22 protein-coding genes and 1 tRNA gene are annotated in these 12,341 nt (G+C 58.6%); 15 read left to right on the top strand and 8 right to left on the bottom strand.

What is annotated here, in order from left to right:
• Position 1: 1 nt before the first annotated feature.
• From AC1MEK_RS06305 to AC1MEK_RS06340, 8 genes are all read right to left on the bottom strand, one after another.
• On the bottom strand, positions 2-1,612 hold the full coding sequence (locus AC1MEK_RS06305; protein WP_480395410.1) for a lambda-exonuclease family protein: 1,611 nt from the start codon (positions 1,610-1,612) through the stop codon (positions 2-4).
• The gene (locus AC1MEK_RS06310) at positions 1,599-2,357 is read right to left on the bottom strand and encodes a recombinase family protein (RefSeq protein ID WP_480395411.1); all 759 of its coding nucleotides are present in this window, start codon (positions 2,355-2,357) and stop codon (positions 1,599-1,601) included. The genes AC1MEK_RS06305 and AC1MEK_RS06310 overlap by 14 nt, the downstream gene beginning before the upstream one ends.
• Before the next feature lie 55 nt (positions 2,358-2,412).
• On the bottom strand, positions 2,413-2,712 hold the full coding sequence (locus AC1MEK_RS06315; RefSeq protein ID WP_480395412.1) for a hypothetical protein: 300 nt from the start codon (positions 2,710-2,712) through the stop codon (positions 2,413-2,415).
• A gap of 119 nt (positions 2,713-2,831) precedes the next feature.
• Complete coding sequence (locus tag AC1MEK_RS06320; protein ID WP_480395413.1) at positions 2,832-3,104, bottom strand: hypothetical protein; 273 nt, start codon at positions 3,102-3,104, stop codon at positions 2,832-2,834.
• Positions 3,105-3,231: 127 nt separating this feature from the next.
• Complete coding sequence (locus AC1MEK_RS06325) at positions 3,232-3,438, bottom strand: hypothetical protein (protein ID WP_480395414.1); 207 nt, start codon at positions 3,436-3,438, stop codon at positions 3,232-3,234.
• Positions 3,435-3,722, bottom strand: a complete 288-nt coding sequence (locus AC1MEK_RS06330) for a hypothetical protein (protein WP_480395415.1) — start codon at positions 3,720-3,722, stop codon at positions 3,435-3,437. The genes AC1MEK_RS06325 and AC1MEK_RS06330 overlap by 4 nt, the downstream gene beginning before the upstream one ends.
• Before the next feature lie 539 nt (positions 3,723-4,261).
• Positions 4,262-4,558, bottom strand: coding sequence for a hypothetical protein (locus AC1MEK_RS06335; protein ID WP_480395416.1), 297 nt, complete (start codon positions 4,556-4,558; stop codon positions 4,262-4,264).
• Between the two features lie 12 nt (positions 4,559-4,570).
• A complete protein-coding gene (locus AC1MEK_RS06340; protein WP_480395417.1) occupies positions 4,571-5,254 on the bottom strand; it encodes a helix-turn-helix domain-containing protein in 684 nt (227 codons plus the stop codon).
• A gap of 115 nt (positions 5,255-5,369) precedes the next feature.
• Between AC1MEK_RS06340 and AC1MEK_RS06345 the strand changes: the two genes are divergently transcribed.
• The 15 genes from AC1MEK_RS06345 (at position 5,370) to AC1MEK_RS06415 (ending at position 12,336) form a co-directional block, all read left to right on the top strand.
• Positions 5,370-5,606: a helix-turn-helix domain-containing protein gene (locus AC1MEK_RS06345; RefSeq protein WP_480395418.1), complete on the top strand. Its 237-nt coding sequence runs from the start codon at positions 5,370-5,372 to the stop codon at positions 5,604-5,606.
• Positions 5,607-5,659: 53 nt separating this feature from the next.
• Positions 5,660-5,917, top strand: a complete 258-nt coding sequence (locus AC1MEK_RS06350; protein ID WP_480395419.1) for a CII family transcriptional regulator — start codon at positions 5,660-5,662, stop codon at positions 5,915-5,917.
• 2 nt (positions 5,918-5,919) lie between these two features.
• The gene (locus AC1MEK_RS06355; RefSeq protein WP_480395420.1) at positions 5,920-6,138 is read left to right on the top strand and encodes a hypothetical protein; all 219 of its coding nucleotides are present in this window, start codon (positions 5,920-5,922) and stop codon (positions 6,136-6,138) included.
• The gene (locus tag AC1MEK_RS06360) at positions 6,128-6,964 is read left to right on the top strand and encodes a hypothetical protein (RefSeq protein ID WP_480395421.1); all 837 of its coding nucleotides are present in this window, start codon (positions 6,128-6,130) and stop codon (positions 6,962-6,964) included. Before AC1MEK_RS06355 ends, AC1MEK_RS06360 begins: the two co-directional genes overlap by 11 nt.
• Entirely contained in the window at positions 6,957-8,384 is a 1,428-nt protein-coding gene (gene dnaB, locus AC1MEK_RS06365; RefSeq protein WP_480395422.1) for a replicative DNA helicase, read from the top strand. The genes AC1MEK_RS06360 and dnaB overlap by 8 nt, the downstream gene beginning before the upstream one ends.
• Positions 8,381-8,623: a hypothetical protein gene (locus AC1MEK_RS06370; RefSeq protein ID WP_480395423.1), complete on the top strand. Its 243-nt coding sequence runs from the start codon at positions 8,381-8,383 to the stop codon at positions 8,621-8,623. Before dnaB ends, AC1MEK_RS06370 begins: the two co-directional genes overlap by 4 nt.
• Positions 8,616-9,059: a RusA family crossover junction endodeoxyribonuclease gene (locus tag AC1MEK_RS06375; RefSeq protein ID WP_480395424.1), complete on the top strand. Its 444-nt coding sequence runs from the start codon at positions 8,616-8,618 to the stop codon at positions 9,057-9,059. The genes AC1MEK_RS06370 and AC1MEK_RS06375 overlap by 8 nt, the downstream gene beginning before the upstream one ends.
• 189 nt (positions 9,060-9,248) lie before the next feature.
• The gene (locus AC1MEK_RS06380) at positions 9,249-9,878 is read left to right on the top strand and encodes a hypothetical protein (RefSeq protein WP_480395425.1); all 630 of its coding nucleotides are present in this window, start codon (positions 9,249-9,251) and stop codon (positions 9,876-9,878) included.
• 321 nt (positions 9,879-10,199) lie between these two features.
• A tRNA-Met gene (locus tag AC1MEK_RS06385) sits at positions 10,200-10,276 on the top strand.
• Between the two features lie 65 nt (positions 10,277-10,341).
• Positions 10,342-10,659 carry a hypothetical protein gene (locus tag AC1MEK_RS06390; RefSeq protein WP_480395426.1) on the top strand — a complete coding sequence of 106 codons (318 nt, stop codon included), beginning with the start codon at positions 10,342-10,344 and terminating at the stop codon, positions 10,657-10,659.
• Complete coding sequence (locus AC1MEK_RS06395; protein WP_480395427.1) at positions 10,656-10,886, top strand: hypothetical protein; 231 nt, start codon at positions 10,656-10,658, stop codon at positions 10,884-10,886. The genes AC1MEK_RS06390 and AC1MEK_RS06395 overlap by 4 nt, the downstream gene beginning before the upstream one ends.
• Positions 10,883-11,095, top strand: a complete 213-nt coding sequence (locus tag AC1MEK_RS06400) for a DUF7940 domain-containing protein (protein WP_480395428.1) — start codon at positions 10,883-10,885, stop codon at positions 11,093-11,095. The genes AC1MEK_RS06395 and AC1MEK_RS06400 overlap by 4 nt, the downstream gene beginning before the upstream one ends.
• Entirely contained in the window at positions 11,082-11,591 is a 510-nt protein-coding gene (locus tag AC1MEK_RS06405; RefSeq protein ID WP_480395429.1) for a lysozyme, read from the top strand. Before AC1MEK_RS06400 ends, AC1MEK_RS06405 begins: the two co-directional genes overlap by 14 nt.
• Entirely contained in the window at positions 11,588-12,094 is a 507-nt protein-coding gene (locus tag AC1MEK_RS06410) for a DUF2514 family protein (RefSeq protein ID WP_480395430.1), read from the top strand. Before AC1MEK_RS06405 ends, AC1MEK_RS06410 begins: the two co-directional genes overlap by 4 nt.
• Positions 12,091-12,336 (top strand): hypothetical protein, encoded by a 246-nt coding sequence (locus AC1MEK_RS06415; RefSeq protein WP_480395431.1) that lies wholly within the window; start codon positions 12,091-12,093, stop codon positions 12,334-12,336. The genes AC1MEK_RS06410 and AC1MEK_RS06415 overlap by 4 nt, the downstream gene beginning before the upstream one ends.
• Positions 12,337-12,341 lie beyond the last annotated feature (5 nt).

Genomic DNA, 12,341 nt, shown 5'->3' on the forward strand with positions numbered 1-12,341 from the left:
GCTATGCCGCCTGGCCAACACTGGCCTGCTGGATGTGAGCAATCAGGGCGAAGCAGATGCGCTGGAAGTCAGCGGCCTTGTACAGCACAGCGCCTTTTGAACGTTCGGCAGGCTCAAAGCCCAGGGTGCGCAGGAACTCGGCAGGGATGGAGAACCCAAGACGCTCGGAGATTTCGCCCAGCTTGATGCGCTGGCCGTCGTCTGAAGCGTCTTTGGCGATGTTCGCAACGGTGGCCGTTGCCACAGCAGCAATCGGCGCCGGTTCAGCCTTCTGAGGCTCAGGCTCTGCGACCTTGCTAACTGCTGCCGCTGCCGCCTCCTGCCGTTTCAGTTCGGCCTGCTGGGTTTCGTGGTCATTGATCCGGACCTTGATCAAGGCAACCAGGTCATCGTTGGCTTTCAACACCAGATCCTGCGCATCCGCGAACAGGAAACCGTGTTTGCTGGCCAGCTCGTTCAGGCTTTTCAGGTTGACATGGATCTGATCACCGATGCGGCTGGCTTCGATCTTGGCACGGGCCAGCTCGGTGTCAGCGGCTTCATTGAGGCTCGCGATGGTGCGCTTGCCCTTGATGGCGCCCGCGAAGTCGGCCGGAACCTTGGGCATGCGGATGCGGCTGTTCAGCGTGCCGTTGATCTGATCGATGTGCACCTGCAGCGCCTTCGCAGCATTCATCACGATGTCGTTGCGGATATCGTCCTTGCGCGTCTTGACCCGTTTTTCCAGATCCAGACGCTTGCGGCGAGTCTCAGCGGCGATGTCATCGATGGCCTTGAACAGCGCATCAATGCTTTCCGTCTGGCCCAAGGCGTTTTCTTTCGCGGCCTTCAGGCGATCTTCGACGTCGCTGCACCACTTCACGGTGGTCTCAGCGTCGGCGAAGTCCTGGTCAGTGCTCAGGTCGGTGCTGATATCGCCGATCACCTTCAGCGCGTGAGCCTTGAAGGCGTCCAGGTTGCTGGCCGTCACCATGCCAGTGACCTCGATCCGCAACGCTGGCAACTGATCCGGCGCCGATCCGACCACCTCAACGTGCGCAACAGGCGGCACGAACGACCCGAGTTCTTCCTCGAACTGGGCCCAGCCTGCAATCAGCTGCTCGGCGCGACCCGGTACCGGCTCGTACACCAGGTACTCAAAGTTGTCTTTGGTGCCGTCCGAGCACACGAAATACACGCGTTCGGCGCCGCTGACGTACAGCTGTTGCTCAAGCTGCCAGTAGTAGTTTGGCTCCAGCTCACCGGCCTTGATCTGAGCGACGACCTTCTGATTCCAGAGCTTGTGCTCGAACAGCGTGTCACCCATCAGGGTGGCGCCGTCCATGCTGGCCAGCAGGTTGCCTTTGGTGCCGACGACGGGGAACAGCTCTTCGCCCACAAGCTCTTCGGCCAGCGGGCGCGCCAGCTCTTCAGTGGCGTGGCCGCGGTCGAAAGCGCGCTGCTGCTGTTCGGTGATTTCCGGCACGATGCCGGTTTTCTTCATCGACAGCAGGTCGGTGCGAGTCTGGTACTTCGATTCGCCCATCATTGCGGGCGCTTCGGAAGCGGTGAAGTGGCTTGCGCGAAGGGCCAGCCACTCTGGGCTGCCCTGTTGGACGTTATGCACTTGCATTTTCGACTTCCCCTTCGATGACGGTGAATCCGCGGATGGCTTCAATTTGCTGTTCGCTGAGCGCGTAACGGCTGCTGACAGTGGCGATAATCTCGTCGGGCTTTTTCTTTCCGCCTTGGATCAGCGCCCGCCACTGCGCGCTGCTCTCCTTGAACTTCTCGTCCGGATAGGAGGGCAACTGCTTGGGCTCTTCGGCCCTGCGCGGCTGGCTGTTTATCTCGCGTTCGGTCGGGATGTCCTGGACTTCCTCGGCCATCGGCATGCCGCGCAGCACGTCCGGGAACACGTCACGCAGCGCGAAGGCGCGGGCGCGCATCTGGCGCATACGCTTCGGGTACTGGCTCCAAGGGCCTTGCTTACCGGACAGGCCAGCCAACTTGGCCTCGGCCATGCTGAACGTACGCACCTGCTCTTCTTCACCAGCGCGCTTAACGCGGCAGGTCGCCGTCTCGCCGTCGTCGGTCTCTTTCACGTACTCACACAGCGGCGAGCTGCGGACCAGAGCGATTACCGCATCGCCCCACAGGGACGGGCGACCGTTGATGACAGCGATGCTTTGCATGGCCTGCATTGGTTGCAGGCCCAGCTCCATGCCCCACTGAACAGCCACCAGGATGTTCGCGGGCTTGCGCTGGAAGTCCTTGGGCACGATGTCGGAGTTGGCGAGGAAATCGGCGAACTTCAACGCCTCGTCGATGTTTTGCGGGGCCAGACTGAACGTCTGTTTGATGGCTAATTCGGACATGAGAGATCCCTTGCGGCGCTGTGCGCAGCATTGAGTGGGTTGGGAAAGGGAGGGGTTAAACGGAGCGGGCGGCCAACATTGCGTCGGCTTGCTTGTAAGCTTCTTGCGCGAAAAACTGACTCACGCTTTGCAGATCGTGACCAGCAGCGATAGCGCGCAAGCGCAGATAATCGCCATCGTTGCGAATCGTGGAGACCATGGCCGCGCAGCACTTGGCAGCGAAGTAATCGCGCAGGCTCATACCGTGAGATACGTCGCGGACATCCACGACCTTCTGATTGCCGTTGTTTTGGTCGGTTTCGATCCAGCCCAGCGCAAGCGGAAACGCTGGACCGCTGGTGTCTTTGTTAGTCATGTCGATTACCTATTGAGTGATCCGGCTCGCGTAAGCGCTGACCAGAATCCAGAGGGTGAAAACGAGAAGGGCGAGGGCGAAGCCGCGCCAGGTGTAGCGGCGGCGGAGTTGTTGGCGGGTCATAACGCCAGCTCCGCAACCTTCTGTTTGTCAGGGGCGAAGTCACCGCGAAGGGGCATCAATTGGCTTTCGTAGTAGTCGTACTCGTATTCCTGATCGCCATGGTGGGGTTCGCAAAACCAACCACATTCGCGTGCGATAAAGCTTTTTTCGCACTCCAGATATGCTCCTGCGCTGAACCGTTCTTTCAGCACAACCACCGTCATTGCTGGGAAAAACGCGGTGGCTATCAAAGTCAGCGCCAGATCACCAGGATTGAATTGATGTCTCATGACCACCTCGCAATGATCATCCCGCGCCGCACTTCAAGTCGAAGCGGTCGGGGTAGGTCCGTGACAAAGAAAAAACCCTGCTTTCGCAGGGCTTCGGTCAGTTGTTTCGAGGTGCGGCAGATGATCGTCATGGCAAGGCCCTCGTATCATCGACCAGCTTGTTCAGCTCGCGGGCCTTGTCGATCGACATCCCGTAGAGCAGGGCGCCACCAATGATCCCCCGGCAGTACTGGGCGTACTCTTCGCGCACATTGGCCTGAATTCCAGGTCGTGGCCCGACCAGCTTCAGGAAAGCCGTAATGTGATCGGAAACCATCTTTTCATCGGCACTCATGCTGCCCACCGTGCGCGCCTGTTCTGGCTGTCTATCTCATGCCAGAGCGCGGTGCGGATTCCCGCATCGTGCTGCTGTGAGGCTTCCCACAACTCCCAGCTTGAGCAATCCATTCGCACGCCGTCATCGTCGTAGGTGATGCCCGACACGACGGCATACTCAAGCTCGCGCTCGCCGTAAAAGTCCCAATCGCTGCCCCAAGTACCCGGACAGCCTGGCTGGTTGATGCAGTGGGTCACCTCGACATCGAGGACGAACCCTTCAACGACAATTTCGTAAATCATCTTGGTCGCCCTCCATGTGGCGGTGTTGTACATCGGTGTGAGATCTGTGGGGGATTCAAACCCCCGTTCCAGGTCACGTGGCCCTGGTCCCGTTCCGCGCCAGATCCCACACCGATGCGCCCTGTCGCCAAGGCGCTGAATTCGTCTGTTCCTGGCCGCTGTTACACGCCACCTGCGGCTGGGCGATTGCTTGTTCGGGAGGCCTGAGGCCTCGACAGATCGCCGCGCACTGTTGCCGCGATCTCTCCAGTCTTGGCGCTTTACGCTTCGCGCCTTGGGTGGAGGCCCCCCATCTGAGCCGTTGAGGCCGACTCATTGCTGCCTGTGCTGGCCGGTGGTGATCCGGCATCGGTGACGCTAAAGAGCGGTTTCACGTTGATTCGGGGTGTTTCGGGTTGAGCCAGAATCTGCGTCAAGCGCAGACCGTGATTTGCATTATGCGCAGAAAGATATCTGCGTCAAGCGCAGATTTTTAGAGGGAGGAAAATCGAGGCGAAAAAAAGCCCACACTAAGGTGGGCGCGTTAAGTGCAGGACTTATCAGGTGTCGGTTGAATCCATGAACGACTGGTAGGTTTTGTACCATTCCTTAGCCATATGCTTGCGGTAAAGGTACGTGACGGCTGCGCAGAGAAGCGCCACCCCAATGGCGATGGTTTCAAATTTATCCCCGGCTACAGCTGCCAGGGCCAGAGTTATCATGCTTATGATCAGGCCAGTGACGGCTGCGACTACAGCCTCAACGACCTCGTTGAGCTTCGGCTCTGGACCTTTGATCTTTATTGTCTGCTCTTTGGCGATTCTGTCTCTAGAATTCCAGCTTTCACGACTTTCCATGAAATTAATACCTCAGAGACCTGTCATTTTTACATCAATGATCCTTCCGATCAGAAGATGCTCATCTTTTAATTCAATTGTTCTGTAATTATTGTTCAGTGGTTTCAGGTATTTGTATCCAGCGTCTTCAATATATTGCTTAAACGTGTAGTCTCCAGATCTGCAAATCGAAAACGCATAATATTTTCCGCTTATTAATTGCGATGAGGGCGCTACCAATATCAAGCATCCATCCGGAAAAGACGGATTACTGGTGGAGGCCATGGCATCGCCAGCAACCCGGAGCCAGAATGCCTCTGGTACAGGCTCAACACTACTGGGGTATTCTTCCACGCCTTCCGGCGGGAAAAACGCTTCCGGGCCAAGCGCCCATTGTTCTCCGTCGTACCAAGACAATACTGGGTACTTTTTTTGTACAGATGAGAACCGTTTATTTGATGAGGCTGCGTTTTCTTTAGAGTCAGTCAGTATTAAATTTTCGGAGCCGAGATTCCCATAATGTGTTTCGGGCAATATATGGGTTACCTGCATCTTTAATTCGCCCATTATTTTCCGCAAAAGCTCTTGGCTTGCACCTTGCTTGCCGCGCTCAAGGCGTGACAAATTGCCAGTGTCTGTACCGACCTGGTTCGCAAGTTCTTCCAGCGTTAAGCCTTTGGCCTTACGCGCTTCTCTGATTTTCTGACCGATTTCCATAACTTAATTTTCGACCCTTGCTGCGCGACGCGCAAAGCGCTGCACGCAGATTTCTATTGCAATCAATCTGCGCTGTGCGCAGAATCTGCGTGACATTCATCCCGAGGTCTTTGCTATGACCCCCCTAAAGCGCGCTCGAACCGCTCGCAAGTGGACGCTGGCCGATGTTTCGGCCCGACTTGCTCAGATCGGCGACCACGTCGACACAGGCAACCTTTCCCGGGTGGAGCGGGGCGCTCAGCGCGCATCCGCCGCCTTGGCTGAAAGCCTGAGCCGCGTGTTTGACGGTGAGATCACCGAAATCCACATCCTGTATCCGGAGCGCTTTACCGGCGACTCCGCAGCGGCCTGATCATGTCGACGAACCAATTAAGCCAAGAGCAGCTTGTAAGGTCCCGCAAGAACATGGCCGTTCTGATGCAGCGGCTTGCGTCTGTTGGTGGTGGCCCGGTCGCGCTTGCAGTCGGTTGCGACGAAGCAACGATCAGCCGCATGAAGCCGGAGAAGTTCCAGCAGTTCAGCGAGATCCTGGCCGTGCTCGACCTGAAGATCGTTCCGATGGAGATGCAGTGCTTCGACAAGAAGGACATTGAAACCCTTCTGCACCAGGCGAAGCGCTACATGGAGCTGATTCAGGACGCTGATCAATTGGAGCGTCACTGATCATGGCCAGCGCAAACAGCCTAATAGCCAATGTGCTTGGCCGCATCGAACTGCCCGCATCCGTCAGTCTTGGTGACCGTGACTATCACCAGGCCATGGCCATGAAATCCGCCCTACAGATCCGCCAGTGCTACAGCGAACAGGCCCGCAAGGAAGCCCGTAGCGCGTGCGTTGCGCATCTGATCGCGTCACTTACCCCCGGAGCAAATCATGTCCAGTAGCTGGCTACGGCTGTGGCACGACATGCCCAACGATCCGAAATGGCGGACCATCGCCCGGATCTCTGGACAACCAATTTCCCTCGTTCAAGCCCTGTATATCCACCTGCTTGTGGACGCGTCACGAAATGTCACGCGTGGTCACGTTTTCGTCGTGACAGAAGATCTTGCAAGCGCGCTGGATGTCACGGAAGAGCAGATCGAATCCGTCCTCAAAGCGATGGAAGATCGCGTTTTGAAAGACGGCGTTGTCACGGGCTGGGAAAAGCGTCAGCCAAAGCGTGAAGAGTTCGGAACCTCTGAAACCCGCGCCAAATCTAGCGCCGAGAGAAAAAGAGAGCAGCGTGCAAGGCAGAAAGAGTCACAACAAAGTCACGATGAGTCACGCACTGTCACGCATGTCCCCGCACCAGATACAGATACAGATACAGATACAGATACAGATACAGATATAAATCAAAAGATACTCGTCGACGCCGAGCGTCAACGCGTGACATCCGACGATGAAAATCGGACCAAGGGCAACGGCACCCCTCCGTGCCCGGTTCAGGACATCGTCGAGATATTTCACAAGGCCCTCCCCGAGCTGCCTGCGGTCGTGATGATCAACGACACCCGCCGCAAGCACCTGCAAGCCCGATGGCGTGAAAACCCGGTGCACCAGGACAAGCAGTTCTGGGTTGATTACTTCCTGTCGGTCAAGCAATCCCAATTCCTGATGGGCAAGGTGTCTGGTCGCGACGGTGGAAAACCATTCCGCGCCACGTTCGACTGGCTGATCGCCCCGACGAACTTCGTGAAGGTCGTGGAGGGTAATTACCATGCGTGATCCCTACAGCCTCGAAGCCGAGCAAGCCGTACTGGGTGCGATGTTGATCAAACCCGAGCTGATCGACATCCTGTCCGCCGATCTCAAGCCATCGGATTTTTTCTTCTCGAACAACCGGATCGTGTTCGAGGCGATCACCGGTCTGAGAGCGAAGAATCTCCCTGTTGACTTCCTGACGGTCGCGGAAAGCATCGGTGACCTGGGCGAGGACGAGACCGGGTTGTCGTACTGCGCAGACCTGTACCGCAACACGCCCAGCGCTGCCAACGCGAAGTCCTACGCGAACACCGTGCTCGAACGCAGCACCGTCCGCGCCCTGATGACCGCTTCGCAAGCGATTTACGAGATTGCCAACGGTGATTCCGGCACCGAGGACAAGATCACGCAGGCTCAGGCCGAGATCAACGCCATCGGCAGCAGTTCGGCAGGATCGGAAACCATCACTGCGGGCGAAGCTGTTCGCCAGCACATCGCAGAGCTTGAGCGTCGTGAAGCCCTCGGCGGCGCAATGGACGGACTCAGCACCGGCATTCCCGCGCTCGACGCCAAGGTCATGGGGCTCAAGGGCGGTCAACTGATCGTGATCGCCGGTCGCCCGAAGATGGGCAAGACCACGCTGGCGATGAACATCGTCGACCACAACGCCGTCCGTGACGGCAAGCGCGTGCTGGTTTTCAGCCTCGAAATGCACCACAGCGAACTGATGGACAAGTCCCTGGCGTCGCTTGGCAGCATTCCGCTGCGGGCGCTCAAGGACGGCTCTGCACTGCGCTCACATGCCAAACAGTTCCTTGACGCCGCCAACCTGATCGACGCCGCGCCCATCGAGCTGTACGACCGAACCGGCGTGACCGTGAACCGCATTCGCGCTGCAGCTCGCCGCCAGAAGATGAATTTCGGGCTGGACCTGATCGTGGTTGACCACATCGGCCTGGTCGACGTCGACGATTCCCGTGCCAACGCCGTGCAGCGGGTAAGCGAGATTACCCGCCAGCTCAAGCTGCTTGCGAAGGAACTCGACGTGCCAGTGATCGCCCTGTCGCAGCTCAACCGCGCTCTGGAACAGCGCCCGAACAAGCGCCCAGTCCCTTCCGACCTGCGCGACTCCGGTTCGATCGAGCAAGACGCCGACATGATCGTGTTCGTGTACCGCGACGAGGTCTACGAGCCAAACACCGAAGATCGCGGCGTTGCCGAAATCATCATCGGCGCAGCTCGCGGTATCCAGCCCTGCACCGTGCGCGTTGCGTACCAGGGCGGATACAGCCGCTTTGTCGAGCTGGCCTTGCACCGCGGACTCCCGCCACCCGACCTGTTCGACGAGGACGCTGATTACTCGTCGGCGCCGAAAGCACAACCATCCGCCAAGGTCACCACCATGGCTGAACGTTACAAAAACTACGGGGAGCACAGGTCATGACAGCCGTCGCTACGAAGGACAGTTTTGTTTACGGGAAGCTGTGCGAGAAGCACCCCAACGAGCATGGCCGGCGCTATCGCTGCAACAGCCTGTGTGTGGAGTGCGCAAAGATCCACAGCCGCAAAGTCCACGCCAAGCGGACCATGACGGTGCCTCAGGAACTGACCATGCTGCGCGGCCAGTTGCGTGAGGCTCATGCCGAGATCGAACGTCTGCGCAAGGAGATCGGCCATGTCTGAGACCAAACCCGTTTCGTTCGTGGTGCCAGGCGAACCCATCGGCAAGGGCCGACCGAAGATTGGCCGTGTAGGTGGACACGCACGCATGTTCACGCCCACCAAGACGGCCAACTACGAATCGCTGATCGCTGTTTGTGCGCACGAAGCCATGGCAGGGCGAGACCTGATCGCAGGCCCCGTGCTGATGGAACTGCGCATCGTGGTCCCCGTTGCCGCGTCCTGGTCGAAGCGCAAAACCGCTGAAGCGCTGGCCGGTGAGGTCATGCCCACCAAGAAGCCCGACGCTGACAACGTCCTGAAAGCGATCTGCGACGGCATCAACGGAATCGTTTTCAAGGATGACGTCCAGGTCGTGAATGTCTCGATGAGCAAGCGTTTCGGAGAAACCCCGGGCGTGACCGTTCGCATCGTACCGCTGGAAGGGAAGCCGTCATGAGCACGAAAACTATTTGGCTGTGCCTCGCCGTCGCCACTGGTACGTGGCTGATGATCGCCATGAACGTTTACCTGCGCGCTGGAGGTGCGATTTGTCAGTTCTGATGTCGCATCGTGGGGTGCTTGACGAATCGCGCTGTATCGAGTCGAGAGACTGCGACATCTCCGTAAAACTCGGTGTGGAGGTCTTATGAAACTTGGATCGGCACGGATTGCTTGGCACGACGCGTTCTACACGCCTTGGGACAGCGTCATGCACGTGGGGCTTGAGAACGCCAAGCTGGCGATGCGGGGCTATGTGCCAAACGAAAGCCCGACCGGCTACGACGGCAGCATGTCGAGACTTGTGCATCAGGCTTTGGCGGGGCGGGTTCAGTCAGCAATCGCGAGCCTGCCGAAGTGTTACCAGGCCTTCGGCCACCACCTGTATGCGCCGGTCGAGAGCACGGCCCAGTCGAATGCCTGGGAAGAGGCAGCGCTGTCGTTGCTGTCTGGCCGCGTCGGCCTGGTGCTGGAGCGCCGCAACGAGAAGCGCAAGTGCATTGAGTTCAGCCGTGAGTACTTCGTGGCGCGTGGCGTGCTGGTCCGGTATCGGCACATGGTGCAGGGCGGCATGGGCGCCAATCCCGACCCGATGGCCGACCCGTGGGTGTTCCGTGGCTGGCTCGCCGATCGCCACGGCATTGAGCTGGACAGCCGTAATTGGGCGCGCAACTGGGGCTGGTTGATTCAGCTCATGTTCGACGTTGCGGGGGAGATCGATGGTTTCGTGCTTGGCCCTGTCGGCCAGGTGTTGGCAGAAGAGCGGGAGGCGGCATGATCATGAAAGTCAAAACCAAAAAGCCAAGAATCAGGCTTTCGCGAATAAGCGCAGCGTTTGTCTGCTCGGGGCAGGGCGCGACTGGGTCGGGGCTGACGATGCGCGAGGCCTGGCACTGCTGGCAGGAGAATCTGATTCTCGGCGGCAGATCTCGTAAGTGACACCGCTGAAATGCGCCCCTTGACGCCGTTGTGCGGGTTCTGGGATAGTTTTCCCAAGTTGTGTAGTTACGCCTGATTCCCAGAAACCCGCCATCGAGCGGGTTTTTGTTACCTGAACATTCCTGAAGCCCTTGCCATCGAGCGGGGCTTTTTGCTTTCTGGCGAGATCGACTGTCTGGTGATGTCGTGGGTCTCATAAGCCCATCTAGTTCGGTTCGATTCCGAATCTCGCTACCAGATCCACTGCTACTCCTCCAGCGCCTTGCCCGGCACCTGACGGGCCTTTTTATTCGGAAAGCCCAATGACCGACGTATCTCGCATCGCTGACAGCACGGCGTTCAAACTGGTGATGCCAGTGCTGCAAGCTGTTTTCTCAGCCGCTGCTATCGGTGCATTCACGTATGTATCGGGCTCGTTGTCTTCGATGCAGACGGCCCTGAACCAGTACCAGACGCAGCAGGCCCTGGTGATTCAGCGCGTCGAATCTCTGGAGCGCCGCGCGGACGCCAGCGAGAAGCTGACCGACTCCATTCGCAGCACCACAGCTGAATCGAAGTTCCAGATCAACAGCCTCAGTGAAAGCTTCAAGACGCTGGTGCTGAACGGACGGCCAAAGTGAAACGCGCCTTGGTGCTGGTCTTGATGCTGGCCGGTTGCGCACGACAACCAATCGAACAACCAGCCTCTGCGACGACCAACACCACCGTCTACCGATTCACATCTCATGCGTGCGACAAGCCTGAGCCTGAAAGTGCTCGCCTCAAGGCCATGACCAAGAGCCGTGACGAATGGAAGCGCTACGCCGAAAGCCTCGAAAAGCTCCCCGCAGCGAAGCCAGCCAAATGAAACTGATCCCCGAATGGCGCAGCGCCTGGCGATTCACCAGTGTGCAGGCGCTGTTCCTGCTCCAGTTCCTGCCGGACGTCGTTCAGTTGTTCATGCACTACGACCCGACCACCACGGATCTGATCCTGTACCGGGGCGCGCTGGTGATCGCATTGATTGCCCGCTTCGTTTACCAACCCAAAGTGAGAGACATCAATGGCAACTCGTAACCAGAAGGCCGGGACCGCGCTCGCTGGTACCGCATTGGCCATCGCCATTGGGCTTGTCTCGCAATGGGAAGGCCGTGACCAGACGGCAATCATGATGCCGGACGGCAAGCGCTACGTGGCGTACCAGGACATCGTTGGTGTATGGACCGCATGTGACGGCATTACACGTGGTGTAAAGCCGGGCGCCCAGTACACCGCCGCGCAATGCGACAGCAAGCTGGGACCAGAGCTGCAGCTTGCAAACAGTTACATCGATCGGTGCATCACCACGCCGATCAGCTCCAAGGAGCGTGCCGCCTATGTGTCCGGCGGCTACAACCTCGGGCCATCGCTGGTGTGCGGCTCCACGCTCCAGGCCAAGCTGAACGCCGGTGATCGTGTCGGCGCCTGCAAGGAGCTGCCGCGTTGGAACAGGGCTGGCGGAAAGGTCGTGCAGGGGCTGACGAACCGGCGCAACGACGAGATGCGCGTGTGTCTGGAAGGGGCAGCGCAATGAACTTGCTGATCGGCGCCATCGTCGCGCTGGTCATCCTGTGCGGGATGCAGACCTATCGCTTGGAGAGCATGAAAGCCGCCCACGCCGATTACGTCGCGCAGATCGAGGGCGAGGCCCGCATTGCTGAATCGGCAGCCAGACAGGAAGAACAGCGGCGCCAAGCCGCCATCGACAAGGTGAGATCCGATGCGCAAACACAGAAAGCTGCTGATGACGCTGCTGCCGCTCAGCTTGTTGCTGATGGGCAGCTCTTGCGGGACCAGACCAATAAGCTGCTCGCCGACCGAGCCGCCCTCAATTCCAAGCTTGCCGCCCGAGGCAAGACAATCAATGACCTTACCGATCTGCTCGCCGACCTGCGAACAGAGGCTGACAAGTACGCGGGAGAACTGGCGTCAGCGCTTACAGCAAGTCGTCGGTCCGGATTCGCCTGTGAGCGAGCATACGACGCCTTGACCATTCGCAGCGTGTCAGACAGTCAACCACAAGGATCAGCCAAATGACCCAGTACCGAATCAAGACCAATGACGGCAGCGTGCACACCGTGACCGCCAATACCTACGTCATCGACTCCAGCGGCCTGAAGCTGATTGGTGATGAGAACAAGACCATGGCGCTGTTCACCACATTCGACTGGCTTCAGGTTGTTCCTGCTGTCGCTGAGCAATCAGCGGCAACCACCGAGCAACCTGCCGCCGACGCCGGCGCCAGCACCGTTGATACCCCCGTAGCGACGGGCGAGTAAGGATT

It is taken from the genome of Pseudomonas sp. 2 (assembly GCF_056627435.1).

What these genes read in the sequence shown, in the direction of transcription:
- AC1MEK_RS06305 (WP_480395410.1), bottom strand. Translation starts at nt 1,612, where the DNA reads ATGCAAGTGCATAACGTCCAACAGGGCAGCCCAGAGTGGCTGGCCCTT.
- AC1MEK_RS06310 (WP_480395411.1), bottom strand. Translation starts at nt 2,357, where the DNA reads ATGTCCGAATTAGCCATCAAACAGACGTTCAGTCTGGCCCCGCAAAAC.
- AC1MEK_RS06315 (WP_480395412.1), bottom strand. Translation starts at nt 2,712, where the DNA reads ATGACTAACAAAGACACCAGCGGTCCAGCGTTTCCGCTTGCGCTGGGC.
- AC1MEK_RS06320 (WP_480395413.1), bottom strand. Translation starts at nt 3,104, where the DNA reads ATGAGACATCAATTCAATCCTGGTGATCTGGCGCTGACTTTGATAGCC.
- AC1MEK_RS06325 (WP_480395414.1), bottom strand. Translation starts at nt 3,438, where the DNA reads ATGAGTGCCGATGAAAAGATGGTTTCCGATCACATTACGGCTTTCCTG.
- AC1MEK_RS06330 (WP_480395415.1), bottom strand. Translation starts at nt 3,722, where the DNA reads ATGATTTACGAAATTGTCGTTGAAGGGTTCGTCCTCGATGTCGAGGTG.
- AC1MEK_RS06335 (WP_480395416.1), bottom strand. Translation starts at nt 4,558, where the DNA reads ATGGAAAGTCGTGAAAGCTGGAATTCTAGAGACAGAATCGCCAAAGAG.
- AC1MEK_RS06340 (WP_480395417.1), bottom strand. Translation starts at nt 5,254, where the DNA reads ATGGAAATCGGTCAGAAAATCAGAGAAGCGCGTAAGGCCAAAGGCTTA.
- AC1MEK_RS06345 (WP_480395418.1), top strand. Translation starts at nt 5,370, where the DNA reads ATGACCCCCCTAAAGCGCGCTCGAACCGCTCGCAAGTGGACGCTGGCC.
- AC1MEK_RS06350 (WP_480395419.1), top strand. Translation starts at nt 5,660, where the DNA reads ATGGCCGTTCTGATGCAGCGGCTTGCGTCTGTTGGTGGTGGCCCGGTC.
- AC1MEK_RS06355 (WP_480395420.1), top strand. Translation starts at nt 5,920, where the DNA reads ATGGCCAGCGCAAACAGCCTAATAGCCAATGTGCTTGGCCGCATCGAA.
- AC1MEK_RS06360 (WP_480395421.1), top strand. Translation starts at nt 6,128, where the DNA reads ATGTCCAGTAGCTGGCTACGGCTGTGGCACGACATGCCCAACGATCCG.
- dnaB (WP_480395422.1), top strand. Translation starts at nt 6,957, where the DNA reads ATGCGTGATCCCTACAGCCTCGAAGCCGAGCAAGCCGTACTGGGTGCG.
- AC1MEK_RS06370 (WP_480395423.1), top strand. Translation starts at nt 8,381, where the DNA reads ATGACAGCCGTCGCTACGAAGGACAGTTTTGTTTACGGGAAGCTGTGC.
- AC1MEK_RS06375 (WP_480395424.1), top strand. Translation starts at nt 8,616, where the DNA reads ATGTCTGAGACCAAACCCGTTTCGTTCGTGGTGCCAGGCGAACCCATC.
- AC1MEK_RS06380 (WP_480395425.1), top strand. Translation starts at nt 9,249, where the DNA reads ATGAAACTTGGATCGGCACGGATTGCTTGGCACGACGCGTTCTACACG.
- AC1MEK_RS06390 (WP_480395426.1), top strand. Translation starts at nt 10,342, where the DNA reads ATGACCGACGTATCTCGCATCGCTGACAGCACGGCGTTCAAACTGGTG.
- AC1MEK_RS06400 (WP_480395428.1), top strand. Translation starts at nt 10,883, where the DNA reads ATGAAACTGATCCCCGAATGGCGCAGCGCCTGGCGATTCACCAGTGTG.
- AC1MEK_RS06405 (WP_480395429.1), top strand. Translation starts at nt 11,082, where the DNA reads ATGGCAACTCGTAACCAGAAGGCCGGGACCGCGCTCGCTGGTACCGCA.
- AC1MEK_RS06410 (WP_480395430.1), top strand. Translation starts at nt 11,588, where the DNA reads ATGAACTTGCTGATCGGCGCCATCGTCGCGCTGGTCATCCTGTGCGGG.
- AC1MEK_RS06415 (WP_480395431.1), top strand. Translation starts at nt 12,091, where the DNA reads ATGACCCAGTACCGAATCAAGACCAATGACGGCAGCGTGCACACCGTG.